Origin of the sequence: Bradyrhizobium sp. ISRA436 (assembly GCF_029910015.1) — a bacterium.
Classification (GTDB): Bacteria; Pseudomonadota; Alphaproteobacteria; order Rhizobiales; family Xanthobacteraceae; genus Bradyrhizobium.
Window position 1 is genome coordinate 841,134 of record NZ_CP094519.1, and the last position, 25,825, is coordinate 866,958.

The window sequence follows — 25,825 nt, forward strand, 5'->3', positions numbered from 1 at the left end:
CCTGGGGCCTCGTTCCGGGCGCGAAGCGAACCCGGAACCTCGAGATTCTCAGGTGCGCAAGTGCGCACCATAGTTCGTCGTTGCGCGACCCTCCCGAACCGGTCGCGGGTTTAGGGAAACTCGGCGCGCGGCCCGACGTCGCGCGGCAACAGGCCGGCCTCGATCGCCTTGATCTGCAGCGCGAGGTATTGCGAGTTGATGCGGCATTGCGCGAGGCTGCCGGCGATGAACCACAGACCGGGCTGCGGCGTGCGGGTGTACATGTTGCGAAGCTCCTGGCCGTCGCCGAAGCCCCAGATCGGGCCGACCTTCGCGGCCATCGCCTCGCCGAACAGTTTTTTCACCAGCTCTTCCTGCGGCCGGTAACCGGTCGCGAGCACGATGAGGTCGGCCGCAACCGTCTCGCCACTCTTCAGCCGCGCGCCCTCGGGCACGAAGGTCTCGATGTCGGTAAACTGTTTGAGCCTGATCGCGCCGCTCGCGACGAGATCGGAGCAGCCGACATTGAAGTAATAGCCGCCGCCGCGGGTGAGGTATTTGAACTGCCAGCCGGTGCCGCCGTCGCCGAAATCGAGCTTGAAGCCGACGCGGGCGAGGCCGTCGAGCAGCGGCTTGTCGAGCTCCTTCGACCGCTCGGTCATCAGCACGTGGCTGCGCCTGGCGAGCACGAGCGGCATCGAGGTCGCGATCAAATCGCTGTCCTCGAGCGTGCCCTCGTTGTAGGCGGCATAAGCGAGCTGCGCCGACGGCTCGATATTGGTGATCAGGGTCGAGGAGCGCTGCACCAGCGTGACCTCGGCGCCGGACGAATGCAAATCCTGCGCGATGTCGTGGCCGCTGTTGCCGGTGCCAATCACGAGCGCGCGCTTGCCATGCCAGTCCTCGCCGTCCTCATAGCGGCTGGAATGCATGACCTTGCCGGCAAAGTTCTTCAGTGCGGGAATGTCGGGCAGGTTCGGAATGCCGCTGACGCCGGTCGCCATCACGACATGGCGCGGTTGCATTCTGCGCGTCGTGCCGTCCGTGCGGCGCAGTTCGATGTTCCAGCGTCCCTTTGCGTCGTCATAGCTGCCGCCCGCGAATTCGGTTCCGGTCCAGAAGTTCAGCTCCATGGCGTCGACGTAAGCTTCGAACCAGTTGGCGAGCTTGTCCTTCGGAATATAGACCGGCCAGTTCGGCGGGAACGGCATATAGGGCAGGTGATTGACCTGCACCTGGTTGTGCAGGGTCAGCGCGTGATAGCGCTTGCGCCAATTGTCGCCGATACGCGCCTCGCGGTCGACGATCAGCGTGTCGACGCCGAGCTGTTTGAGCCGTGCCGCGATCGCGAGCCCCGCCTGTCCGCCACCGACCACCAGCACATCAGGGTCGCGGTCGGCATATTCGGCGGACGTCTTGCGCTGGTCGAGCCAGTTGGGTCCGCGGAAGTCGCGGGAATAGGCCTGCCCGCGCGGCCGCGTGTGGCCCTGCTGCTCCTCAAAACCCTTGAGCTCCTCGAGCGCGGTGAGCAGCGTCCAGGCCTTCAGCCGGTTGTCGTCGGCAGCATCGGGAACCAGCCGCACGATGCCGTGACCGCGGCCAACGGACGTCTCGAACTTGAAGATCGCCTCGATCGCCTGCGTGCCGGCGCGCATCACCCGCCGCGGCGCCGCACGATCGGCGTCGATGCGGAAGTTGTATGGCGCGCTGCGCCGCGCATGCGCGGGCAGTTCCTCGAGGATCGCAAATGCGCGATTGACGGTCTGGATGTTCCAGCTCAGCGCCAGCACGTCACGCCAGTAGCTGTCGGGATGGAACAGTGGCTTCAGCAGCACATCGTCGGGGCTTGCCAGCGCGTCCTCGAACTGCACAAGCCAGTTGTCGGCGGCAACCGAAATGTCGTCCGTCTTGTCGAGCATCGGGCGTTTCTCGTCATCGGCCGTCTGGGCGGCATTCACTTAGCCAAAGCCTATACCCATTTCGCCGCCTTGCAGAACGCGCGTGACGGGATGCCGCCTATTCGGCCAGCGACAGGATTAGACCTTGCTTCGGCGGAACGCGGCCCTGCAGGGTATCGAGATACGCCTCTCGCACCGCGGCCGGCCCGCGCCGCTCGATCACCTCGAGCCACTCCGGCAGCTGCGGCACCAGCCCGGCCCAGGCCGCGCCGAACCGCTGCTCGATGCCGCCCGGTCCCCATTCCTTGGCGCGCTTGCGGATCTGGTCGGGGGCGAAGAACCAGACCGGCTTGGCACCGGGCAGGGCGGGTTCGTCCGGATGGCTGGCGCGATGGGTCAGCCCGACCCGGCCGGAATAGACCATCTGCACGCCGAAGTGCCGATGCAGCGTCTCGCGCAGCGCGCTGCTGCCGGCCATGTCGACATAGGCGACAGGCTCCGACGGCATCGCGGTGACGTGGTCGTAGGTGACGATCTCGTCGTAGCAGCCGAGCGAGGCAACGAAATCGACATTGCCCGGCGAAGTCAGTCCGATCACGCGAAGGCCCGGGCGCTGCGTGTGCAGGAGGTGGGCGAGACCGAACGCCGTCTTGCTCGAGGCCGACGACAGGATGACGCTGCGCGCGCCGAAGAACGCGTTCTCGGCCAGGAAATCATCGACCAGGAACGACAGCATGAACAATGGCCGCAGCAGCGCCTGGTAGTCGCCTAGGCGGCCGGCATAGGCGGGATCGCCGCTGACGCGGGCATAGGCGTTGTAGACCGGCGCCACGCCCTGCCGGTGCGCGGCGGCATCGCGCAGGCCGCGCTTGCTGACGTCGGCGGCCTCGATGACGAGATGGGTCGCCATCGGGAAATAGCCGAACAGCGTTTCGCCGGCCGCGACATTCGGGTGTTGCGAGGCGATCACCTCGCCGAAACCCCAGACCGGGATGTTGCCATAGCCCTCCGGCGCCGGGAACAATTGCCAGTACTTCAGTTCCTCGCCGACCGCTGCGTAAGTGATGTTGTTGGCGGTGAATGCGAAGCGTGTGACCTTCACCAGCAGCGCGTCGGGGGGGCAGCGCCGCGGGATCAGGCAGTTGTGTCTCGATCACCTTGCAATGCTGCAAATCGTTGCGGATGACGATGAAGTCGCTGGATTTCATGGGGCGCTCCCGGCTCCGGATGCGTCCTCATCATTGCGTCGAGCGATGATCCTTTTGCAACAGCAACAAAGTTTGAAACGCTGTTCGCTTCGCCGTCAGCGTGCGGCGTGGAGCTGTCCGTCGCGGTGGAGATCGCGCAGCTTGCGCTTGAAGATCTTGCCGGTAGCTTCGCGCGGCAGCGCGTCCATGAACTGGATGTCCCGCGGCACCTTGAAATTGGCGAGCTTGCCGCGCAGGAAATCCTGCACGGCGGAAACCGACAGCGTGGCTCCCGCTTCCGGTTCGATGCAGGCGAACAGCCGCTCGCCATATTCGGAGTCGGGAACACCGAACACCGCGCAGTCGCGCACGCCGTCCATGCCGATCAGCGCATTCTCGATCTCGGCGGGATAGATGTTGACGCCGCCCGAGATCACCATGTCGCGCTTGCGGTCGCACAGGAACAAATAGCCGTCCGCGTCGAGATAGCCGACGTCGCCGACGCTGATCAGGCCGTCGCGGTCGGCCTCGGCGCGCGCCTTGGCGTTGCCGTGGTAGTCGAAATCCGACGTCGCCATCTGGCGCATGAAGATTTCGCCGGGCTCGCCAACGTCGCACAGCGAGCCGTCGGGGCGGAAGATCTTCACGATGCCGCCCTCGATGGCGCGACCCACCGTGCCGGGCTTTGCCAGCGCTTCCGCCGCCGAATGCCAGACCGGGATGCCGGTCTCGGTCGAGCCGAAATATTCGTTCACCACCGGCCCCCACCAGTCGATCATCGCGCGCTTGACCTCCGCGGGGCAGGGCGCGGCGCCATGGACGATGAAGCGCAGCGACGAGACATCGTAGCGGCGCCGGGTTTCCTCAGGCAGGCGCAACAGCCGCACGAACATGGTCGGCACCATGTGCATATGGGTGACGCCGTGGCGCTCGGTCAGTTGCAGCAGGTCCTCGGGATCGAAGCGCGGCTCGAGCACGATGGTGCAGCCGTTGCGGAAGGCGAGCATGCCGTAGGAGTGCGGCGCCGAGTGATACATCGGCCCGTTCATCAGGATCACCTGATCCTCGTTCGGCTTGATGCCGTAGCTGATGGCGCCGACCCGCGCCGCGGCCGCCTGCTGCTCGGGCCGCATCGGCTTGCGCCGCACGCCCTTCGGCAGGCCCGTGGTGCCCGACGTGTAGAACATCGGTGCGGCACCGATCGGGGCGTCGGTCAAGGGCTGATGCGTGTCGCGCCAATTGTCCCAGTCGGTCATGCCATCAGGCACCTCTGCAAGTGCCGGCGTCACGCCATAGGCGTCGGCGATCTCCGGCGGCGTTGCCACGATCAGCAGCTTGAGCCCGGCCGGCAGGCCATCCCTGATCTGCGGCAACAGGTCGGCGTGACAGACCAGCGTGTCGGCGCCGCTGTCAGAGAGGATATAGGCGACCTCCTCGGCCTTCAGATGCCAGTTGATCGGCACCACCGGACTGCCGAGCGCGGCCGAGGCGGCCACCACCTCGAACAGTGTGAAATCGTTGCGCAGCATCATGCCGACAGGTTTGCCGTCGCGCACGCCGAGCGCCCGGAAGCCGCTGGCCGCCCGCGCGATGCGGGCGTGAATGTCGGCGTAGCTGATCTGTCTGTCGCCGCTGATGATCATGTCGCGTTTCTCTTGGCGCTTGGCGAGACGTCAGGCACTGGCGCGCAGGAAATCGCTGCGCGCCGCGGCGAACTCGGACTTGAGCCGCGCCACCAGCTCGGCGACCGGCGGGGTGTCGGCGATCTGGCCGATGCCCTGGCCGGAGCCCCAGATGTCGCGCCAGGCCTTGGCCTTCATGTTGCCGCCGGAGCCGAAATTCATCTTGGACTTGTCGGCGACCGGCAGATTGGCGGGATCAAGCCCTGCCGCCGCGATCGACGGCCCGAGATAGTTGCCGTGCACGCCGGTGAACAGGTTCGAATAGACGATGTCGTGCGCGGCGTACTCGGTCAGCGCCTGCTTGTACCTGACATCGGCGTTGGCCTCCTCGGTCGCGATGAAGCGGGTGCCGATATAGGCGAGGTCGGCGCCGAGCGCGAGCGCGGATGCAATGCTCCAGCCGTCGGAGATTGCGCCCGACAGCAGGATCGTGCCCTTGAACCATTGCTTGACCTCGCGCACCAGCGCGAACGGCGACAGCGTGCCTGCGTGCCCGCCTGCGCCGGCGCAGACCAGGATCAGTCCGTCGACGCCCTGCTCAGCGGCCTTGCGCGCGTGCTTCACATTGATGACGTCGTGGAACACCACGCCGCCGTAGGAATGCGCGGCCTCGACGATCTCGGATGGCGGGCGCAGCGAGGTGATGATCACGGGCACCTTGTGCTTCACGCAGGTTTCCATGTCGCGCATCAGCCGGTCGTTGGAGGCGTGGCAGATCTGGTTGACCGCGTAGGGCGCGACCTTCTTCTCCGGATGCAGCGCCTGGTACTCGCCGAGCTCATTCTCGATCTGCGTCAGCCACTCGTCGAGCTTCTCGGCGGGGCGGGCGTTCAGCGCCGGGAACGAGCCGACGATGCCGGCTCTGCATTGCGCGATCACGAGCTCGGGCCCCGATACGATGAACAGCGGCGAGCCGACGACCGGCAGTTCAAGCTTGTTGGCGAGCGAAGCGGGCAGTGGCATCTTTCGGGGTCCTCCATGCGGATGCCAGCCGGCCGGCCGCCGGGCGGATCGCGTGCTTGTCGTGATGGCTGGAGCGGTAGCTCTCTTTTGCCGGCAATATAAGGCTGGACGATCGCGCGATGACGTTCAATATTGAACGACCATTCCATCAGGAATGAACGCGCGTCGCTGCAGGGAGCGCCATGGACTGGGAGCTTTGCAAGACCTTCATCGCGGTGGCGGAGACGCGGAGCCTCGCCGGCGCGGCGCGCCGCCTGCGCATCAGCCACCCGACCATCGGCCGCAACGTGGCGGCGCTGGAGAAGCAGCTCGGCACCCGCCTGTTTGCCCGGTCCAACGACGGCCTGTCGCTGACGTCGCAGGGCCGCAAGTTCCGCGAGCACGCCGAGGCGATGGCGGCCGCGGCCCTGCGTGCGGAGGCGGCGGCGTCGGCCACCGGCGAGCAGGCCCGCGGCGTCGTGAAGCTGTCGATCGGCGCGACGCTCGCCGCGCACTGGCTGATGCCGCGTCTCGGCCCGTTCCTACGCGACCATGCCAATGTCCAGCTCGAGATCATCACCCATCCGTTTCCGGCGAGCGTCCGCCGCCGCGAGGCCGACGTGGTGCTGCGTCCGGTCGATGCGGGGGAGGAGAACCTGATCGGGCGCAAGATCGGCCGGCTCGGCACCGGCTTCTATGCCTCGCGCGACTATGCGGCAGGGCGCAAGCTGCCGGAGCGGCGGGAAGAGTGGAAGGGCCACCATGTGATCGGCTTTGCCGACCAGGCCTCGAATGCGCATCTGGCGCGCTGGAGCGATCTCATCACGGGGCAGGGCACGATGGTGATGCGCTGCTCCTCGCAAGGCGACATGCTCGCCGCGGTGCGGGCCGGGCTCGGGATCTCAGCGCTGTCCTGCCTGGTGGCGGCCGACTATCCCGAGCTGGTGCGGGTGGCGCCGCAAAAGCTCAGCAGCGTCTCCGATCTCTGGCTGCTGGCCCACCCCGATCTCGTCGAGTTGCCGGCGGTGCGGGCCGTGATCGCCTTCGTCACCGACTGCGCGCGCGAGGACCGCGTGAGGCTGCGCGGGTAGGTCGTCTTCTACTTCGCGCCCGCGATGACGCCCTCGCGTTTCCTGAGCACGCGATAATAGGCCCACCACAAGTGCGCGGCGGCGCCGCGCAGCGGGCGCCACGGTTCGGCGAGCGGCGCCATCTGCTTCGGCGTCGGCCGGTCCTTCAGCCCGAGGCCGATCTTGACCGCTTCCTGCACGGCGAGGTCGCCCGCGGGCCAGGCGTCGCCATGGCCGAGGCAGAACAGGAGATAGATGTCGGCGGTCCACGGCCCGATGCCGGGCAGCGCGGTCAGCGTGTTGTGGGCGGCGTCCGCCTCCTCATTGGCGAGCACTTCGAGGTTCAGCCGCTCCTCGGCGAGCTCGCGCGCGATGTATTTCAGCGTCTTGATCTTAGCGGCGGACAGGCCGAGTCGGCCAAGCCGGTCGGCACGGGCTTTTCGGATCGCATCGTGGTGAAACGGATCGAACGCTGCGCTGACCCGCCCCCAGATCGCCGCGGCGCTCGCGGTCGAGAGCTGTTGGCCGCAGATGATCGCGGCAAGCCCGGCAAAGCCCGGCTCGCGCTGGCGGATCGCCGGCATGCCGGTCAATTCGAGGATCGGTCTCAGACGGCGGTCCTGATCGACGAGCTTGTGAACCGCGTCGTCGAGGTCGGCCTGGGTTTCGAGATGGATCAGCATCGTGGGATTGGCATCGACGTGTGGCGTATCGGGATGAGTCTCTAACTTGATTGGGGATGACCCGCACCATCTCCTATCGTAACAGAGTCTCTCCCAGATGGATGGCCGGATCGAGCCCGGCAATGACGCGCGACCAATCGCCATGCCACCCGTTTTCCGTTTTGCCCCAAGCCCGAACGGCTACCTGCATCTCGGCCATGCCTTCTCGGCGCTGCTCAACTTCGATCTGGCGCGGCAGGCGGGCGGGCGCTTGCTGCTGCGGATCGAGGACATCGACGCTACGCGCTGCCGGCCGGAATTCGAGCAGGCGATCTACGAGGACCTCGCCTGGCTCGGCATCGCCTGGGAGACGCCGGTGCGGCGGCAGTCCGAGCACTTTGCCGCCTACCGCGAGGCAATCGAACGCCTGTCCGCGCAGGGGCTCGTCTATCCAAGCTTCGAGAGCCGGGCGGAGATCGCGCGACTGGTCGCCGAAAAGGAAGCCGAGGGCGGCTGGCCGCGTGACCCGGACGGTGCGCCGCTCTATCCGGGTACGGCCAAATCGCTGTCATCAGAGGAGCGCGATCGGCTGATCAGGCAGGGCGCACCGTTCGCGCTGCGGCTCGATATGGCTGCGGCGCGCATGCGCACCGGCGATCTGCGCTGGTGCGAATCGGGTGAGGGGCCGGCCGGCGAGGCCGGAGAGGTCGCCGCGCGGCCGGAGGACTGGGGCGACGTCATCCTGGCGCGCAAGGAAACCCCGACCAGCTATCATCTCTCAGTCGTGATCGACGACGCGCTGCAGGGCGTCACCGACGTGGTCCGGGGGGCCGACCTGCTCTGGTCGACCAGCGTCCATCGCCTGTTGCAGGAACTGCTCGGCCTGGCCCCACCGGCCTACCGGCACCACCGGCTGATTCGGGATGAGGCGGGCCAGAAGCTGTCGAAATCGACGCGAGCGACGGGACTGCGCGAGTTGCGGGCGGAGGGCGCGAGTCCGGCCGACATCCGCCGCCTCGTGGGCCTGCCGTAGACTTGGCCCGCGTTCGGTCGCGGGGAAACCCGGTTACCATCATGGCGCTTTGCGGTGGCGAGCCGCAAACGGCGCCGTGACTCGGGCACTCTAGGCATGCCATGCTGGCTCCCGGGAGGGGGATTACGGAGACCATGGCGGCGATATCGCGCGCACGGCGCAACAAGCGGCGACCCAAGCGGGCGCCGTCCAAAATGCGCGCCTCCCGAACGCGCATTTCCAAGACTGGCGCTTCCAAGACTGGTGCTGCCAAGAGGGCCCTCAAGGCGGCGGCCAAGTCGCGCCGCAAGCGGGCTGCGCCCAAGCCGGCCCGGAAGGCCGGCCCCAGGACGGTCGAAACCGCGCTGGCCGCCTTTGCCCATGAGGTGCGGACGCCGCTGACCGGGATTCTGGCGATCAGCAACCTGCTCGCGACCTCCGATCTCGGCGAGCGCGAGCGGCGTTGGATCGATACCATCAAGGCGGGCGCGGAGCATCTGGCCAGTCTTGCGACCCTGTTTGTCGATGCCGCCCGCAGCGAGGGGCCGGGGCTCGCGGTCCGGCAGGATTTCTTCGATCTGCGCACGCTGGCGCGCACCGCCGGCGATTCGCTGGCCGGCCGTGCCGCGGCCAAGGGGCTGGAAGCCACAGTCGAGATTTCGGACGAACTGCCTGCCTTCGCGGTCGGTGATCCCGTCCGCCTGCGGGCGGCACTGGAGAACCTGATCGACAATGCCGTCAAGTTCACCGAGCACGGCGGCATCGCGCTGCACGTCGCACCGGTTCGCGTAGCCAAGGGCAAGATCGGCGTCGCGTTTGCCGTGTCCGACAGCGGCATCGGGCTCACGCTCAAGGAGGTGAAGCGCCTGTTCCGGCCGTTCTCGCAGGCCAATGTCTCGATCGCCTCGCGATTCGGCGGCGCCGGGCTCGGCCTGTCCTCGGTCAAGCAGCTTGCCCGCGCCATGGGCGGCGACATCGTCGCAGCCCAGCGCGAGGGCGGCGGCACCACCTTCACGCTGAGCGTGGTGCTCGCATCGGCCAAGGGGCCCATCAGCACCATGTCGGACGACGGCGCCGCGGCGCGCGCGTCGCGGCGGCTGCGGCTGCTCAGCGTGGAGGACAATCCATTCGGCCGCGTCGTGCTCAACACCATCCTGACCGAGCTCGGTCACCACGCCGAATTCATCGGTCAGGGCGAAGCCGCGGCCGATCGGCTCGGCCAGGGCGCGTTCGACGCGGTGCTGATGGACATGGTGCTGCCAGGCATCGGCGGGGTCGAGGCAATCAAGCGGATCCGCGCGCTGCCGCCGCCGCACGGAAGCGTCGCGATCATCGGGATTTCCGGCCGCAGCGAGGATGAGGCCGCCGCGCGCGCCGCCGGCGCCGACGCCTTCCTGGTCAAGCCTGTCTCTCCGCGGGCTCTAGCGACTGCGCTGCTTGCAGCGACACGCCGCGCGGCAACCGCGACTTGATGATCGCGGCGTTCAGCTCGCCGCCAAACACGAAGATCGCGGCGATGAAATACAGGAACACCAGCGCGATGATCACCGAGGCCAGTCCCGCATACATCGTGACGTAGTTGTTGGCGAAGCGCGCCAGATACATGCCGAACCCGATGCCCGAGATCAGCGACGCCACCATGGTGAAGATGATGCCGGGCAGAATCTGCAGGAAGCTGCGGCGGCCCGCCGGCAGCCAGGCGTGCAGGATGAAGAGCGCAATGATCAGGGCCAGGATCGTGATGCCGTAGCGGGCGGTGTCGAGCAGGCTCTCGTTCGATTCGACGAAAAATGGAATGTAGCGGCGCCCAGCTTCGATGATCAGCGGCCCGAGCACGATCAGGAATGCCATCGCGAGCGAGGTGAAGGCTGCGACCAGCGTGTAGCCGATCGATTCCAGCCGCAGCCAGTACCAGCGCCGCGGTTCGGCCACGGCATAGGCGCGGTTCAGCGCCACCCGCAGCGCCTCGACGCCGTTGGAGGCGAAGTAGACCGCAAGCACCGCGCCGATGGTCAGGATGTCGCCGCGCGTCGTGGTCAGCACGTCGTGGATCTGGCCGGACAGCGCGTCGGCGACCCGCTGCGGCCAAACCTGCAACAACAGCCCGACGGCCTGGTCGGCAAGCTCCTTGGAGCCGAAGAAGCCGGCCAGCGAGGTCAGCACGATCAGGAACGGAAACAGCGCCATCAGCGTCGACAGCGCGATGTGGCTTGCGATCGCCCAGCCGTCGTCGGCGAGGAACGTGTAAAGGGCATCCATCACGACGTGGTAGACGTAACGAAGCTGTTTCACATTCCACCCGGCGTTGTCGAACAGGTTCGACCCGAAACGGGGCCAGCTTCTGATATTACGCCGTGAAAAGCCAGTTGGTTGCATCGCGGGGGTCGGTGGAAGTCCGCCCCACACGGTGTTATGTACCGCCGATGGCATCCTTTCTGAGCTCGTTCATCCTTCCCGTCGCCGTCGCCGCTGTGGCGCTGGTTCTGCTGCTCGGCCTCGTCAATATGATGAAGGGCGGCTCGCCGAACACATCACAGAGGCTGATGCGGCTGCGCGTGTTGTTGCAGTTCGTCGCGATCGTCATCGCCATGCTCGCGGTCTGGGCGATGGGGCGATAGATGCGCTAACCTGTATCTCTCCCATTGGGAGAGGTCGGATCGCCATCGGCGACCCGGGTGAGGGGTTCAGGCTATCGTGAGATCGTAACCCCTCACCCGCTCGCAAGATGCTCGCGACCTCTCCCCATGGGAGAGATGTTCACGAAGCTGGAGCTAGCCATGGTCGTTCTCAATCGGATCTACACGCGCACCGGCGATGACGGCACCACTGCGCTCGGCTCCGGCGAACGCCGTCCGAAATACGATCTGCGCGTCGCCGCCTATGGCACCGTCGACGAGACCAATGCCGCGATCGGCGTAGTGCGGCTGCATCTGGCTGATAGTCCCGAACTCGACGCCATGCTCGGGCGGATCCAGAACGATCTGTTCGATCTCGGCGCCGACCTCGCGGTACCCGAGCGCGAAGGCAAGGCCGAGCGCTTGCGGATGCGGGCGAGCCAGGTCGAGCGGCTCGAGCGCGACATCGACAGCCTGAACGACCAACTCGCGCCGCTGACCTCGTTCGTGCTGCCCGGCGGGACAGCCGCATCTGCATATCTGCATCTTGCTCGCACGATATGTCGCCGGACGGAACGCATGATGGTGGAACTCGCCGCCCGGCCCGACGAACCGGTCAACGCCGCTGGCATCCAGTATATGAACCGCCTGTCGGATTTCCTGTTCGTTGCCAGCCGCTTCCAGAACAACAAGGGGGCGGGAGACGTGTTGTGGGTGCCCGGCCAGAACCGTTAGACTGCCTCAAATCGGGAGGCCGGTTTTTTGGCTTTCGCGCGTTGACCGGGGGTATCCGGACCTTTAGGTTCCGCGCCAGCCAACCGAAACCCACAAAATCAAAGCGAAAGAGGATCGATGAAGGTTCTTGTGCCGGTAAAGCGGGTCGTCGACTACAACGTCAAGGTCCGCGTCAAGAGTGACGGATCGGGCGTCGAGCTCGCCAACGTCAAGATGTCGATGAACCCGTTTGACGAAATCGCCGTCGAGGAAGCGTTGCGGCTGAAGGAAGCCGGCAAGGCGACCGAGGTGGTGGTGGTGTCGATCGGACCGGCGCAGGCCTCCGAGACCATCCGTACCGGGCTTGCGATGGGCGCCGACCGCGGCATCCTCGTCAAGGCCGAGGGTAATGTCGAGCCGCTCGCGGTCGCCAAGATCCTGAAGTCGGTGGTCGAGGCAGAGAAGCCCGGCCTCGTCATTCTCGGCAAACAGGCGATCGACGACGATTCCAACCAGACCGGCCAGATGCTGGCCGCGCTGCTCGGCTGTTCGCAGGCGACCTTCGCCTCCAAGCTCGAGGTCGACGGTTCCGACTTCAAGGTCACGCGCGAGGTCGACGGTGGCCTCCAGACCATCAAGCTCAAGGGTCCGGCGATCGTCACCACCGACCTGCGCCTCAACGAGCCGCGCTACGCCTCGCTGCCCAACATCATGAAGGCGAAGAAGAAGCCGATCGACGAGAAGGCGGCGGCTGATTACGGCGTCGATCTCACGCCCCGTCTGGAAGTGCTCAAGACCGCGGAACCGGCAGGCCGCAAGGCGGGCGTCAAGGTCAAGGACGTCGCCGAACTCGTTAACAAGCTCAAGACCGAAGCCGGGGTTCTCTGATGACGACGCTGTTGATTGCTGAACACGACCACGAGACCCTGAAGGACTCCACCAACAAGGCGCTGACTGCGGCAAGCCAGCTCGGCGGCGACGTGGACGTCCTCATCGCCGGCGGCCAGGGTACCAAGGCGGCCGCGGAAGCCGCCGCCAAGCTCAATGGCGTCAAGAAGGTGCTGGTTGCCGAAGGTGCCGCCTATGAGCACGACCTCGCCGAGCCGCTGGCTGCGCTGATCGTCTCGCTCGCCGGCAGCTATGATGCGATCGTCGCGCCCGCGACCTCGCGCTTCAAGAACGTAATGCCGCGCGTCGCAGCGCTGCTCGACGTGATGCAGGTCTCGGAAATCATCAAGGTGGTCGCGCCCGACACCTTCGAGCGTCCGATCTATGCCGGCAACGCGATCCAGACCGTGAAGTCGAAGGACGCCAAGAAGGTCATCACGGTCCGCACCTCGACCTTTGCCGCGACCGGCGAAGGCGGCGGCGCGGCGATCGAGAACGCCGCGGTGGCAGCCGATCCGGCTCTCTCCTCGTTCATCGGCGAGGAGGTCGCCAAGAGCGACCGTCCGGAGCTGACCTCGGCGAAGATCATCGTCTCCGGCGGCCGCGCGATGCAGAGCCGCGAGAACTTCGCCAAATACATCGAGCCGCTCGCCGACAAGCTCGGCGCCGGCGTCGGCGCCTCGCGCGCCGCGGTCGATGCCGGCTATGCGCCGAACGACTGGCAGGTCGGCCAGACCGGCAAGGTGGTGGCTCCGGAACTTTATGTCGCGATCGGCATCTCCGGCGCGATCCAGCATCTGGCCGGCATGAAGGACTCCAAGGTGATCGTCGCCATCAACAAGGATGAGGACGCGCCGATCTTCCAGGTCGCCGACTACGGCCTGGTCGCCGACCTCTACCAGGCGGTTCCGGAGCTGACCGAAGCGCTCGGCAAGCTCGGAAAGTAAGCGACAAGGCACCGGCCGGATGGGTAAGCTCCGGCCGGTGTTATTATTTTCGGGGCATGGCCTTGAGAAAGCGGGAACCGGTTTCCCGAAAAGGTCGTGCTCAAGCAAAGAGATGGGGGCATGATGCGCATCCTTGCTGCATCATGAGCTCAGAGGGGGCAGTTTTCCGGCGAATAGGGCACCCGGAAGGCTTCGCTTCGGGTATCGTTGGGATTGGGCAGGCGCGATGTGCGCGCCGTTCCGGTGGATGACAAGATGACGGTGGCAATCAAGAAAGTCGGCGTGATCGGTGCGGGCCAGATGGGCAACGGCATTGCGCATGTGGCCGCGCTGGCCGGCTTCGACGTGGTGCTCAATGACGTGTCCGCCGAGCGGCTGAAGTCGGGGCTCGCGACCATCAACGGCCATCTGACCCGTCAGGTCGCCAAGAAGACCATCAGCGACGCCGAGCGCAAGCAGGCGCTCGACCGCATCACTCCCGCCGAGACGCTCGATGCGCTGGCGGACTGCGATCTCGTGATCGAGACCGCGGTCGAGAAGGAAGAAACCAAGCGCAAGATCTTCCACGAGATCTGCGCGGTGCTGAAGCCCGAGGCGATCATCGCCTCCAACTCGTCATCGATCTCGATCACGCGGCTCGCGGCGTCGACCGATCGTCCCGAACGCTTCATCGGCATTCACTTCATGAATCCGGTGCCGGTGATGGAGCTCGTCGAGCTGATCCGCGGCATCGCGACCGACGACGTGACGTTCGACACCGCCAAGGCCTTCGTTGCCAAGCTCGGCAAGCAGGTTGCGGTGTCGGAGGACTTCCCTGCCTTCATCGTCAATCGCATCCTGCTGCCGATGATCAACGAGGCGATCTACACGCTTTATGAGGGCGTCGGGAACGTCGAGGCGATCGATGCCGCGATGAAGCTCGGCGCGCATCATCCGATGGGGCCGCTCGAGCTGGCCGACTTCATCGGCCTCGACACCTGCCTGTCGATCATGCAGGTGCTGCATGAGGGGTTGGCCGACTCCAAGTACCGGCCGTGTCCGCTGCTGGTGAAGTATGTCGAAGCCGGCTGGCTCGGGCGCAAAACCCAGCGCGGCTTCTACGACTACCGCGGCGACAAACCGGTCCCGACGCGGTAACCCTGCGATCAGTCCTCATCCCGACACCGCGTCAGCCTGACGCGGCGCGCCATTACCCGCCGTTAACTTCGCTTCGCTACGCCATGCCGGACTTGCAAGCCGGACTTGGGAATACCGCGTATGGACACGACGAGCATGGTCACCAGCATCCTGTCGATGCAGCAGGGCAACCTGCAGGGCCAGATCGCGACCCGGCTGACCAAGCAGAACCTCGATGCGGAAAAATTCGCGGTTCATACCAACGGCCCCCGGATTTGACTCACATTTGGGATTTCCAAATCAGTGAGTTTCTGAATCGATGTTGCTGCGTAGACAGGAGCAATATCGATGGGGGCAGCGGTAGCGATTACGCGGCTTGATTTGACCGCGGGCGAGCTTCGGAAGGCGGCGCGCAGAGAGAAGAATAGTACGGTAGCGCGGCGGATATTGGCGCTTGCGCTTGTGCTGGAGGGCGCGGACCGCAAGAAGGCAGCCGAAAGTTGCGGGATGGATCGTCAGACCCTGCGGGACTGGGTGCATCGTTATAACGCCGAAGGCTTGGCGGGACTGCGGTCGCGCAAACCGACGGGACCGCGGTCGCGGCTGACGACAGAGCAGCAGGCCGAATTGGCCGCGTTGGTCGAGGCCGGTCCCGATCCTGAGCAGCATGGGGTCGTACGTTGGCGGCGGGTGGATTTGCGCGACGAGCTTGAGCGGCGGTTTGGCGTCAAACTGCACGAACGTTCGGTCGGCAAGGTTCTGGCCAAGCTCGGGTACCGCCGGCTCTCGGTGCGGCCGCGCCATCCGCAAGCCGATGAAGCGGCTCAGGAAGCGTTCAAAAAAACTTTGCTACGACCCTCACGACAACGCTCCCCGCTCACGCCCAAGGCAAGCCGATCGAAATCTGGTTCCAGGACGAGGCGCGGATCGGCCAGCAGGGCACGCTGACACGCGTGTGGGCCAAGCGTGGCTCACGGCCTCGCGCGCCGCGCGATCGACGTTACGATTGGGCTTATCTCTTCGGTGCCGCCTGTCCTCAACGGGGCGTCGCCGCGGGTCTTGTCATGCCGACGGCAAATGCAGAGGCGACGTCACTGCATTTGGAGGCAATCAGCCGCAAAGTTGCACCCGACGCACATGCCGTTCTCGTCTTCGACGGCGCCGGCTATCACAGTGCCGGCACCGTCCGAGCTCCGGAAAATATCACTCTGTTACAGCTGCCGCCTTATGCGCCCGAGCTCAATCCGATTGAAAACGTCTGGCAGTACCTGCGCGCCAACAAGCTCGCCATCACCGTCTTCGACGACTACGACGATATCGTCGCCAAGACCTGCGAAGCCTGGAACTTCTTCGCAAATGATCCAGGTCGCATCGCCTCAATCACAAGCCGCACTTGGGCAACAGTCAATCCTTAGGGCCATTGGTATCAGACCTTGCTCGGCGCGCCCTCGACCGCCAATCTGGCGGCCGGCGTCGGCGGCAACCTCAACGTCACGGCCTGAGATCTAGAATCCCGCCGGGGCCGGCTGCACCGCGGCCTTGAGCAGCTTGATGGCGTCGTCGCTGGCCCATTCGGCGGGCCCGGCGATATTGGCAATTTCGCAGCCCTTGGCGTCGACCAGCACGGAGGTCGGCATGCCCAACGCCTTGCCTATGTTCTTAAGATCCTGAAAAACCTTGGCTTTCTGGTCGCTGAAATAGCTGAGATGGGTCAAATTGGCGTCTTTCAGGAAGTTTTTCGGCTTGTCGGGGTCGCGGGTGTCGATGTTGATCGCGACCACCTCGAAGTCCTTGCCGGCGAGCTTGGCCTGCAGGCTGTCCAGCGCCGGCATCTCCTTGCGGCAGGGCACGCACCAGGTCGCCCACAGGTTCACCAGCACCGTCTTGCCGCGCCAGTCCGAGAGCTTCTTCGGCTGGCCGTTGGCGTCCTCGAAGGCGAGGTCGGGCAGGCGGAGCGGAGTGGTCGCCATGGTCAGTGCAGCGACCTCGCCATGGGCCAACGGGGCGATCTTCTTCGCGAGATCCACCGCCCCGTTGCAGGCCACGTCGCCAGTGGGGCGCTTGAGGTTCGAGACCGCGACATAGCCGATCACGGCTCCAATCAGCACCGCGCCCAACACGTGCGGAATCCGACGCGTGGCGGCGGGCTTGGGTGGGGTCGTCTCGGGCATATCGTTTGTCATCCTGGGGCAGTTATGGCTATGCAGTGCCGGGAATTACGATCGGAACCGCCACGCTGTTTCGCCGCTCCGGCACGAAACGGCGAGGCCTCAAATACAAAGTCGTGAGCGAGAAGTCATGAGCAACAAGATGTGGGGCGGCCGGTTCTCTGAACGTCCCGACGCGATTATGGAGGAAATCAACGTCTCCATCGACGTCGACCGTCACCTTTATGCCCAGGACATCGCCGCGTCCAAGGCCCACGCCGCCATGCTGGCCGCGCAAGGCATCATCACGGCTGCTGATGCGAAAAATATCCGCAAAGGTCTAGACACGATTTTGTCAGAGATCGGCAAGGGCGATTTCGACTTCAAGCGCGCGCTCGAGGACATCCATATGAATGTCGAGTCGCGGCTGTCCGAGCTGATCGGCCCGGCCGCGGGCCGGCTGCACACCGCGCGCTCGCGCAACGATCAGGTCGCGACCGATTTCCGTCTCTATGTGCGCGACACGATCGACGAAACAGATGCGGCGCTGGCTGCGTTCCAGAAGGCGCTGGTGGCCCGCGCAGAGGAGCATGCCGGAACGGTCATGCCCGGCTTCACCCATCTGCAGACCGCACAGCCGGTGACCTTCGGCCACCATCTGCTCGCCTATGTCGAGATGGCCGGCCGCGACCGCGGCCGCTTTGCCGATGCGCGCAAGCGGTTGAACGAATCGCCGCTGGGTGCTGCCGCGCTCGCCGGCACCTCGTTTCCGATCGACCGCGCCGCCACCGCGAAGGCGCTCGGCTTCGACCGGCCCATGGCCAATTCGCTCGACGCGGTGTCCGACCGCGACTTCGTGCTGGAGACGCTGTCGGCGGCAGCGATCTGCGCCGTGCACATGTCACGTTTTGCCGAGGAGATCGTGATCTGGACCTCGCCGCTGGTCGGCCTGGTCAGACTGAGCGACAAGTTCACCACCGGCTCCTCCATCATGCCGCAGAAGCGCAACCCGGACGCGGCCGAGCTGGTGCGCGCCAAGACCGGCCGCGTGATCGGTGCGCTGACCGCGCTCCTGATTGTGATGAAGGGCCTGCCACTCGCCTATCAAAAGGACATGCAGGAGGACAAGCAGGGCGCGATGGAGGCATTCGCGGCGCTGTCGCTCGCGATCCGCGCCATGACCGGCATGGTCGAGGACCTGGTGCCCGACGAGGCGCGCATGAAGGCCGCCGCCGGCGAGGGCTACGCCACCGCGACCGATCTCGCCGACTGGCTGGTGCGCACCCTGAAAATGCCGTTCCGCGACGCCCACCACGTCACCGGGCGCATTGTCGCACTCGCCTCGGAACAGGGCGTGGCGCTGCATGAGCTACCGCTTGCGGCGATGCAGGAGGTCGAGCCCAGGATCACCGCGGATGCGCTGAAGGTGCTGTCGGTCGAGTCGTCCGTGAAGAGCCGGACCTCGTTCGGCGGCACGGCGCCGAAGAATGTGCTCGCGCAGGCCAGGGCCTGGGCCAAGCGGCTGGAAAAAGAGCGAAAATTGGGCTGAACGGGAAATTTCGCTGTCATTTCGAGGCCGCCCGGGTCTCGCCAGAGCGTGGCAATGTTTGTATGGTGCAGCCCGAATTGGGGATTTTCGTCGTGACCAGCAAGACAAGCCTGACTCCGTCGGGATGGGCCATCATTGTGCTGAGCGCAGCCGCGCTCGCGCTCGGCGGCTGCGGCCGCAAGGGACCGCTCGATTTGCCGCCGACGGCGTCGAACGCCGCTCCGACCGCGCAGGTGAACGGCGATACCGAGACCGAGCGCGCCAGCCAGCCCAGCGTGTTCAACCCGACTTACGGGGCGGATGCCGGGCCGAGCGCGCCGAAAGGCAGCAAGAAGTCCTTTATCCTCGATCCGCTGCTCGGTAATTAGAGTATGATCCGGAAAAGTGGGAACCGGTTTTCCGAACAAGATCAAGGCTCAAACTGAAAGATGAAAATCATGATGCGCGCATCATGATTTGAAAAATCCCATGAACCATTTCGACTATCGCAACGGTGTGCTGCACGCCGAGGCGGTCAATCTCATTGAGCTCGCGGAAGCCATCGGCACGCCGTTCTACTGCTATTCGACGGCGACGCTGGAGCGGCACTACCGCGTCTTCACCGAAGCCTTCGCCGGCGAGAAGAGCCTCGTCTGCTACGCGATGAAGGCGAACTCCAACCAGTCGGTGCTGCGCACGCTGGCGAAGCTCGGCGCCGGCGCCGACGTGGTGTCGGGCGGCGAGCTGAAGCGGGCGCTCGCGGCGGGCTTCCCGGCCTCCAAGATCCTGTTCTCCGGCGTCGGCAAGACCGAGGCCGAGCTGCGCGCCGCGCTCGCCGCCGACATTCTCTGCATCAACATCGAGTCCGAGCCGGAGCTCGAGCTCCTGTCGCGGCTCGCGGTCGAGATGGGCAGGACCGCGCGCATCTCGGTGCGGGTCAATCCCGACGTCGACGCCGGCACGCATGCGAAGATCTCGACCGGCAAGTCGGAGAACAAGTTCGGCATTCCGATTGCCCGGGCGCGCGAGGTCTATGCCCGCGCGGCGAAGCTGCCCGCCATCAAGGTGACCGGCACCGACGTGCATATCGGCAGCCAGATCACCGATCTCGGGCCGCTCGAGACCGCCTTCAGGCTGCTCGCCGAATTCGTGCAGACGCTGCGCGCCGACGGCCACACCATCTCGCATATCGATTTCGGCGGCGGCCTCGGCATTCCCTATTATATGGATCGCGCCGCGCCGCCGGCGCCCGACGCCTATGCCGCGATGGTCAAGCGCGTGACGCACAATCTCGGCTGCACGCTGATGTTCGAGCCTGGCCGCATGATCGTCGGCAATGCCGGCATCCTCGTTGCCCGCGTGATCTATGTGAAGCAGGGCGAGGCGAAGAACTTCGTCATCATCGATGCCGCGATGAACGATCTGATCCGTCCGACGCTGTACGAGGCGCATCACGACATCCTCCCGGTGCGCGAGCCGGCGAACGGCGCGCCGACCATCGTCGCCGATGTGGTCGGCCCGGTCTGCGAGACCGGCGATTACCTTGCGCTGGATCGCACGCTGCCGCGGCCGAAGGCCGGTGATCTCCTGGCGATCATGACCGCCGGCGCCTATGGCGCGGTGCAGTCGGGCACCTACAACACACGGGCGCTGGTGCCGGAAGTGCTGGTCAAGGATGACCAGTATGCCGTGGTCCGCCCGCGCATCGACGTCGACGCGCTGATTGCGATGGACAAGCCGGCGCCGTGGCTGTGAGGCCGTAGCCCGGATGGAGTGAAGCAAAATCCGGGGCGGTCTATCGAGTTATCGAGTTGCGCGAACCCGGATTGCGCTACGCTCCATCCGGGCTACGCGTTTTACTTCGCCGCGTGCGCGCCGCCCTTTCCACCGCCGACGATCACGCCTGCGGCCTTCTCGATCGGCTTGATCGCGGCGGTGAAATCCGACGCCGGCCCCTCCTCACGGATGATGACCTCCCAGAGCCGGCCGACCGCTTCGGCAACCTCCATCGACAGGCCGAGCGATCTCATCTCCTCGACCGCGAGCCGCACGTCCTTCACCATCAGTCCGGTGGCGAAGCCGAAGTCGAAGCTGCGCGGCAGCACCGAGCGCGGAAACTTGTCGCGGCTCGCGGTGTTGAGCCCCGAGCCCGCATTGATGACGTCGATCATCACGGCCGGATCGAGCCCCGACTTCACGCCCATCACCACCGCTTCAGAGGTCGCGACCATCGCGGTCGCCGACAGGAAGTTGTTGGCGAGCTTCATGGTCTGGCCGGAGCCCGGCTTGGTGCCGATGAAGAACACCTTGCCGATGATGTCGAGCGCCGGCTTGACCAGTTCGAAATCGGCCTTCGGGCCTGACACCATCACCGCGAGCGTCCCCTTCTCGGCGCCGGCGACGCCGCCGGAGACCGGGCTGTCGATCTGCACGATGTTTTGCTTCGCCAGCAGATCGTGGATCCGGACCGCCATCTGCGAGCCGACGGTCGAGAGATCGATGAAGCGCTTGACGCGCGCGCCCTCGATCACGCCACCCGGGCCGGTGGCGACGTCGAGCGAAGCCTGCAGCGACGGCAGGCTCGCCATCACGGTCTCGACACGGTCGGCGATGTCCTTCGGCGACGATCCGGCCGCAGCGCCGAGTGCGACGAGCTGGTCGACGGCGTCCTTGCGGGTGTCGAACACGGTCAGCTTGTGACCGGCCTCGATCAGCCGGCGCGCCATCGGGAAGCCCATCTTCCCGAGGCCGATGAATCCGATATCCATAGGTCGTTTCCTCTATGTTGTTACGCGAAGCAGCCTGCCCGGACTCGATGTCGCTCCTGCGAAAGCAGGAACCCATAACCCAGGACCGAATTGTCTTGTTCAGCCGGGGCCACAGCCCGTAGCGACAACCTGCTGCGGTTATGGTCCCGGCTGGCGCAGGGCCCGTCATCGGGCGCGCGTTCGCGCGCCCCTTTGCTTGCCCTGACGACAATGAGGGAGCAGCGCCTTCCTTAGGCCTTGTCGAGCTCGGCGAACACTTCGCGCGCAATGCGGAAGCTGTCGACGCCGGCGGGAATGCCGGCATAGATCGACACCTGCATGAAGATCTCGCGGATCTCGTCGCGGGACACGCCATTGGTCAGCGCGCCCTTGATGTGGGCCTTCAATTCGTGCGGCCGGTTGAGGATCGAGATCATGGCGAGGTTCAGCATGCTGCGCGTCTTGCGCGGCAGTTCCTCGCGGCCCCACACCGCGCCCCAACAATATTCCGTGACCAGTTCCTGGAACGGCTTGTTGAAGCTGTCTGAATTCTTCAGCGCGTTGTTGACATAGGCCTCGCCGAGCACCGCCTTGCGGATCTCGAGCCCCTTGTCGTGCGTTTTCTGGTCCATGATGTTCCTCACGTTGATGCGATGGTTCGGCCGGGACGTTACGGGGTGGAGACGCCGCAGTCACGCCTTCGTGTCATGCGTATTTCCCGGTGTGGGTTACGCCCCGAAGCGGATGCCTCAATGGCGCCGCTGTGCTAGGCTCATCTGCCCGGTAACCCGGAGATTTGATTGAGCGGCGCCAACCTCGACCCGTCAGAGAATACGTTACGCGCCGAGCGCGACAGCGAAGCGATCGCGCGGCTGAAACTGACGCAGGCTCTGCAACGGGCAAAATTTGCGATCGCGTGGGAACGGGCCTGGCCACATCTGGCGCGGTTCCTCACGGTCGCCGGTCTGTTCCTGGTCGCATCATGGGCCGGGGTGTGGCTGGTGCTGCCGTTTGCCGCACGGGTCGCCGGCACCGCCCTGTTCGGGCTCGCCGCGCTGGCGGCGCTGGTGCCGCTGGTGCGCTTCCGCTGGCCGACCCGTGACGAGGGCTTGAGCCGGCTCGACCGCGGCGCCGGCATCCGCCATCGCCCGGCGACCACGCTGTCCGACACGCTCACGATGCAGGATCCGTTCACGCTGGCGCTGTGGCAGGCGCAGCGCGAGCGCACGCTGGCCTCGATCAGGCGCATCCGCGCCGGCCTGCCGCAGCCGCGCGTCGCGCTCCACGATCCCTGGGCGCTGCGCGCGCTCGTCATCGTGATGATGGTCGCGACCTATATCGCAGCCGGCGACGAGCGCGGTCTGCGCGTCGCCTCGGCCTTCGACTGGAACGGCATCATGACGCCGGCCAACATCCGCGTCGACGCCTGGGTGACGCCGCCGAACTACACCGGCAAGCCGCCGATCATCCTGTCGAACGCCAACAAGGACGCCGCAGCGGCCGACAATGGCCCGCTGGCGGTGCCGGTCGGCAGCACGCTCCTGGTGCGCTCCAGCGGCGGCGCCATTGACGTCGTGGCGGGCGGCGGCGTGACCGAGGTCGCGGCCGCCGAGGAGGCGCCCAAGGGCACCAGCGAGCGCCATTTCAAGATCGCCGGCGACGGCACCGCTCATGTCCGGGCGCCGGCCGGGCAGCCGCAGTGGAAGTTCACCGCGATCCCCGACCGTCCGCCGAGCATCGCGCTCGCCAAGGATCCGGAACGGCAGGCGCATGGCGCGCTGCAGATGTCCTACAGGCTCGAGGACGATTACGGCGTCAGCGAAGCCCATGCGCAATTCACGGCGCGTCCGAGCGAGGCGCCGAAAGACCCGAGCCGCGACGGCGATAAGGCTGCGGCGCCGCGACCGTTGTTCGAGCCGCCGCAATTCCCGCTGGTGCTGCCGAACGCGCGGACCCGCAACGGCGTCGGCCAGACCGTGAAGGATCTCAGTGAGGATCCCTACGCCGGCGCCGAGGTGACGCTGACATTGACGGCGAAGGATGAGGCCGGCAACGAAGGCAAGAGCGAGCCGTTCAACATGCGCCTGCCCGAGCGCGTGTTCACCAAGCCGCTCGCGCGCGCACTGATCGAGCAGCGCCGGATCCTGGCGCTGGACGCCAACCAGAATGGGCAGGTGTTCGCCGCGCTCGACGCGCTGATGATCGCGCCCGAGATGTTCACGCCGGAGGCCGGCTACTATCTCGGCCTCTACAATGTGAGCCGGCAACTCGAGGCGGCGCGCACCGACGACCAGCTGCGCGAGGTCGTCGCCAGCATGTGGGCGCTGGCCGTCACCATCGAGGACGGCAACATTTCCGACGTCGACAAGGCGCTGCGTGCGGCCCAGGACGCCCTCAAGCAGGCGCTGGAGCGCGGCGCGAGCGACGAAGAGATCAAGAAGCTCACCGACAATCTGCGTGCCGCGCTGGACAATTTCCTGCGCGAGCTCGCCGAGCAATACCGCAATAATCCGCAAGCCCTGGCACGGCCGCTCGATCCCAACACGAAGATGCTGAGCCAGCAGGATCTGAAGAACATGCTGGACCGCATGGAGCGGCTGTCGCGCTCCGGCGACAAGGAGGCTGCGAAGCAGCTCCTCGATCAGATGCAGCAGATGCTGGAAAACCTGCAAATGGCGCAGCCGGGGCAGGGCGACAACGACATGGAGCAGTCGCTCAACGAGCTCGGCGACATGATCCGCAAGCAGCAGCAGTTGCGCGACCGGACCTTCAAGCAGGGCCAGGATTCCCGGCGTGACCGCATGCGCGGCAAGCAGGGCGACCAGTCGATGTCCGATCTGCAGCAGGATCAGCAGGCGCTGCGCGACCGGTTGAAGAAGCTGCAGGAGGAGCTCGCCAAGCGCGGCATGGGACCGGATCAGCGCGGCCAGAAGGGCCAGCGCGGCGATCAGGCGCAGCAGGGACAACAGGGACAACAGGGCGAGCAAAGCGGCGACCAGGCCGATGACGGCGACGGGCTCGATCAGGCCGATTCCGCGATGGGCGATGCCACCGGGCGGCTCGGCGAGGGCAATGCCGACGGCGCGGTGGATTCGCAGGGACGCGCGCTGGACGCGCTGCGCAAGGGCGCCCAGAGCCTTGCCGAGGCCATGCAGCAGGGCGATGGCGACCAGCAAGGCAACGGCCCCGGCAACCGCGCCGGCCGCCAGCAAAGCGGCGGCAACCAGACCGACCCGCTGGGCCGGCCGCTGCACGGCCGCGAATTTGGCGACGATTACACGGTGAAGATTCCGGGCGAGATCGACGTGCAGCGCGTGCGCCGGATCCTCGAGGAACTGCGCCGTCGCCTCGCCGATCCGTCACGGCCGCAGGACGAGCTCGATTACATCGAGCGGCTGTTGAAGGATTATTGAGGGGAGCCACACGCTCTGCCGTCATCGCCCGGCTTGACCGGGCGACCCAGTATTCCAGAGACGCGAGAGATTGAATCGAGAGGCCGCGTACTGGATGCCCCGCCTTCGCGAGGCATGACGAGGAATGTGTGCGAGGGCGACCAGTATAGTCGCGAAGCGGCAGACGGACGTTTACTCGACTGCTGCAGACCGTAATGGCTCAACATGTCCCCAGGCCGCTCCGCAGCCGGGCATTGTCGCAAGCTGCTCGGCCGCCCTGCGTGGGCTTGGACATGATCCTGGCGAAGCGCTCGACATCAAGCGCGCGATCCGGCCGCCGTTCGAAGACATCTTGCTTTGCTGCAGCCACGCGGAGACGACCGGATCGTCCGGCCGCAACAGGTCATGGGTATCTTGATGTGTCCCCGGGCCACCACAGAAGCGGATCGAACTGCACTTCGGACAATGGCCGATCCTTGAGCGTCCATTCGCGCTCAAACTCATGGACGTGCACATCTCGACCGCTCGCGTTGTCGAGTATGCGCAACGCCCGGCGCTCCGCATCGTCGTCGCGCAGACTGACCCAAAGGATCAAGCCTCCCTCCGCAAGCTGCTCCGAGACTTCGTGGGCATGCCGTCGGATCATGGTGCCGGCGAGAAGAGCGCCCAATCCAGCGCCTACGACGCCGCCCACAATTCCGCCCGCAATCGTGACCGCCGTTGCCGCGCCAAAGCCGACAGCGGAGACGCCTGCACCCGCAACACTGCCGATGTAGCATGGAATGCCGATCGCGGCCGCCGCGCCCTCGACCCGAGAGTCGGTTTCCACGACGGCGCGCTGCGGGACATAGCGATTGTCTGCGACCTCGGCGATATTGCGATAGAGATGACCCACTCTGGCCTTGATCGTCCCTCCGGACGCCAAGACGGAAAGCGTGGCGCGGTCAAAGCCTGAGATTTCCAGTTCGTCGACTGCGCGCTCCAGCGCCTCGGGAGCTGAAAACACCGCGACTGCTTCGCGTACGCTATAGCCGTAGTTCCCGGTGGAAGGGCCGTTCGCACGTGACGTCGTGATGACGTCGCTGGAATTGCTCGTGTCCATCTCGCGGGCTCCACTTATATCTGGTGCGGTGGCTGCTCGTGGGCTCAGCGTCCCGTTGCTCGCACTATCGTCTCCTCCATGGTCGATTAACACATCGAGATGCCACTCAGTTCCGGAGACGACAGCGGGGCGCTATGCCCACGTCGCTCGCCGCATGCCGACGCGCTGCCAAGCGAGCGCTGCCTCTCGGGTTGAAC

At 65.7% G+C, this 25,825-nt stretch carries 23 protein-coding genes and 1 pseudogene; 14 read left to right on the top strand and 10 right to left on the bottom strand.

The genetic code is table 11. From position 1 onward, the window contains the following. Positions 1-110 precede the first annotated feature (110 nt). The 4 genes and pseudogenes from MTX23_RS03955 to MTX23_RS03970 all read right to left on the bottom strand — a co-directional run bounded on the left by MTX23_RS03955 (position 111) and on the right by MTX23_RS03970 (position 5,709). The gene (locus MTX23_RS03955; RefSeq protein ID WP_280975332.1) at positions 111-1,898 is read right to left on the bottom strand and encodes an NAD(P)/FAD-dependent oxidoreductase; all 1,788 of its coding nucleotides are present in this window, start codon (positions 1,896-1,898) and stop codon (positions 111-113) included. Positions 1,899-1,995: 97 nt separating this feature from the next. After that, a pseudogene (locus MTX23_RS03960) lies at positions 1,996-3,085 on the bottom strand (DUF2855 family protein). Positions 3,086-3,180: 95 nt separating this feature from the next. Beyond that, positions 3,181-4,707: an acyl-CoA synthetase gene (locus MTX23_RS03965; RefSeq protein WP_280975333.1), complete on the bottom strand. Its 1,527-nt coding sequence runs from the start codon at positions 4,705-4,707 to the stop codon at positions 3,181-3,183. A 30-nt stretch (positions 4,708-4,737) separates the two neighbouring features. After that, entirely contained in the window at positions 4,738-5,709 is a 972-nt protein-coding gene (locus tag MTX23_RS03970; protein ID WP_280975334.1) for a nitronate monooxygenase family protein, read from the bottom strand. A 182-nt stretch (positions 5,710-5,891) separates the two neighbouring features. Here MTX23_RS03970 and MTX23_RS03975 point away from each other — a divergent pair, with 182 nt between their 5' ends. Next, complete coding sequence (locus MTX23_RS03975) at positions 5,892-6,779, top strand: LysR family transcriptional regulator (RefSeq protein WP_280975336.1); 888 nt, start codon at positions 5,892-5,894, stop codon at positions 6,777-6,779. 8 nt (positions 6,780-6,787) lie between these two features. Here MTX23_RS03975 and MTX23_RS03980 read toward each other — a convergent pair whose 3' ends face one another. Beyond that, positions 6,788-7,441, bottom strand: coding sequence for a DNA-3-methyladenine glycosylase 2 family protein (locus MTX23_RS03980; RefSeq protein ID WP_280975337.1), 654 nt, complete (start codon positions 7,439-7,441; stop codon positions 6,788-6,790). 142 nt (positions 7,442-7,583) lie between these two features. Here MTX23_RS03980 and gluQRS point away from each other — a divergent pair, with 142 nt between their 5' ends. Both gluQRS and MTX23_RS03990 read left to right on the top strand, forming a co-directional pair. Next, the gene (gluQRS, locus tag MTX23_RS03985) at positions 7,584-8,453 is read left to right on the top strand and encodes a tRNA glutamyl-Q(34) synthetase GluQRS (protein ID WP_280977969.1); all 870 of its coding nucleotides are present in this window, start codon (positions 7,584-7,586) and stop codon (positions 8,451-8,453) included. Positions 8,454-8,647: 194 nt separating this feature from the next. Continuing rightward, on the top strand, positions 8,648-9,904 hold the full coding sequence (locus MTX23_RS03990) for an ATP-binding protein (RefSeq protein ID WP_280975338.1): 1,257 nt from the start codon (positions 8,648-8,650) through the stop codon (positions 9,902-9,904). Here MTX23_RS03990 and MTX23_RS03995 read toward each other — a convergent pair. Then, positions 9,831-10,724: a YihY/virulence factor BrkB family protein gene (locus MTX23_RS03995; RefSeq protein ID WP_280975339.1), complete on the bottom strand. Its 894-nt coding sequence runs from the start codon at positions 10,722-10,724 to the stop codon at positions 9,831-9,833. The genes MTX23_RS03990 and MTX23_RS03995 overlap by 74 nt on opposite strands. A 131-nt stretch (positions 10,725-10,855) precedes the next feature. Here MTX23_RS03995 and MTX23_RS04000 point away from each other — a divergent pair, with 131 nt between their 5' ends. The 7 genes from MTX23_RS04000 (at position 10,856) to MTX23_RS04030 (ending at position 16,127) form a co-directional block, all read left to right on the top strand. Beyond that, a complete protein-coding gene (locus MTX23_RS04000; protein ID WP_280975340.1) occupies positions 10,856-11,050 on the top strand; it encodes a twin transmembrane helix small protein in 195 nt (64 codons plus the stop codon). A 159-nt stretch (positions 11,051-11,209) separates the two neighbouring features. Next, positions 11,210-11,782, top strand: coding sequence for a cob(I)yrinic acid a,c-diamide adenosyltransferase (locus tag MTX23_RS04005; protein WP_280975341.1), 573 nt, complete (start codon positions 11,210-11,212; stop codon positions 11,780-11,782). Positions 11,783-11,899: 117 nt separating this feature from the next. Continuing rightward, positions 11,900-12,649, top strand: coding sequence for an electron transfer flavoprotein subunit beta/FixA family protein (locus tag MTX23_RS04010; RefSeq protein ID WP_280975342.1), 750 nt, complete (start codon positions 11,900-11,902; stop codon positions 12,647-12,649). Continuing rightward, positions 12,649-13,596, top strand: coding sequence for an FAD-binding protein (locus tag MTX23_RS04015; protein WP_280975343.1), 948 nt, complete (start codon positions 12,649-12,651; stop codon positions 13,594-13,596). The genes MTX23_RS04010 and MTX23_RS04015 overlap by 1 nt, the downstream gene beginning before the upstream one ends. 255 nt (positions 13,597-13,851) lie before the next feature. Then, positions 13,852-14,733: a 3-hydroxybutyryl-CoA dehydrogenase gene (locus MTX23_RS04020; protein WP_280975344.1), complete on the top strand. Its 882-nt coding sequence runs from the start codon at positions 13,852-13,854 to the stop codon at positions 14,731-14,733. Between the two features lie 120 nt (positions 14,734-14,853). Further along, positions 14,854-14,991 (top strand): hypothetical protein, encoded by a 138-nt coding sequence (locus MTX23_RS04025; protein ID WP_280975345.1) that lies wholly within the window; start codon positions 14,854-14,856, stop codon positions 14,989-14,991. Positions 14,992-15,060: 69 nt separating this feature from the next. Then, positions 15,061-16,127 (top strand): IS630 family transposase gene (locus tag MTX23_RS04030; RefSeq protein ID WP_280971795.1). Its coding sequence is split into 2 segments (ribosomal slippage): positions 15,061-15,547 and positions 15,547-16,127, totalling 1,068 coding nucleotides; the frame shifts between segments, so codons are not numbered across the junction. 90 nt (positions 16,128-16,217) lie between these two features. Here the strand turns inward: MTX23_RS04030 and MTX23_RS04035 are convergent. After that, positions 16,218-16,895 (bottom strand): TlpA disulfide reductase family protein, encoded by a 678-nt coding sequence (locus tag MTX23_RS04035; protein WP_280975346.1) that lies wholly within the window; start codon positions 16,893-16,895, stop codon positions 16,218-16,220. A gap of 115 nt (positions 16,896-17,010) precedes the next feature. Here MTX23_RS04035 and argH point away from each other — a divergent pair, with 115 nt between their 5' ends. The 3 genes from argH to lysA all read left to right on the top strand — a co-directional run bounded on the left by argH (position 17,011) and on the right by lysA (position 20,142). Beyond that, positions 17,011-18,408 (top strand): argininosuccinate lyase, encoded by a 1,398-nt coding sequence (gene argH, locus MTX23_RS04040; protein ID WP_280975347.1) that lies wholly within the window; start codon positions 17,011-17,013, stop codon positions 18,406-18,408. Positions 18,409-18,470: 62 nt separating this feature from the next. Then, entirely contained in the window at positions 18,471-18,776 is a 306-nt protein-coding gene (locus MTX23_RS04045; RefSeq protein ID WP_280975348.1) for a lipoprotein, read from the top strand. Between the two features lie 100 nt (positions 18,777-18,876). Beyond that, positions 18,877-20,142, top strand: coding sequence for a diaminopimelate decarboxylase (gene lysA, locus MTX23_RS04050; RefSeq protein WP_280975349.1), 1,266 nt, complete (start codon positions 18,877-18,879; stop codon positions 20,140-20,142). A gap of 101 nt (positions 20,143-20,243) precedes the next feature. Here lysA and MTX23_RS04055 read toward each other — a convergent pair whose 3' ends face one another. Continuing rightward, a complete protein-coding gene (locus MTX23_RS04055; RefSeq protein ID WP_280975350.1) occupies positions 20,244-21,155 on the bottom strand; it encodes an NAD(P)-dependent oxidoreductase in 912 nt (303 codons plus the stop codon). Between the two features lie 230 nt (positions 21,156-21,385). After that, positions 21,386-21,766, bottom strand: a complete 381-nt coding sequence (locus MTX23_RS04060) for a carboxymuconolactone decarboxylase family protein (RefSeq protein WP_050629459.1) — start codon at positions 21,764-21,766, stop codon at positions 21,386-21,388. 168 nt (positions 21,767-21,934) lie between these two features. Between MTX23_RS04060 and MTX23_RS04065 the strand changes: the two genes are divergently transcribed. Next, positions 21,935-24,547: a TIGR02302 family protein gene (locus MTX23_RS04065; protein ID WP_280975351.1), complete on the top strand. Its 2,613-nt coding sequence runs from the start codon at positions 21,935-21,937 to the stop codon at positions 24,545-24,547. Positions 24,548-24,929: 382 nt separating this feature from the next. On the opposite strand, the gene MTX23_RS04070 is transcribed toward MTX23_RS04065, so the two are convergent. Then, a complete protein-coding gene (locus MTX23_RS04070) occupies positions 24,930-25,628 on the bottom strand; it encodes a hypothetical protein (protein ID WP_280975352.1) in 699 nt (232 codons plus the stop codon). Between the last annotated feature and the right edge of the window lie 197 nt (positions 25,629-25,825).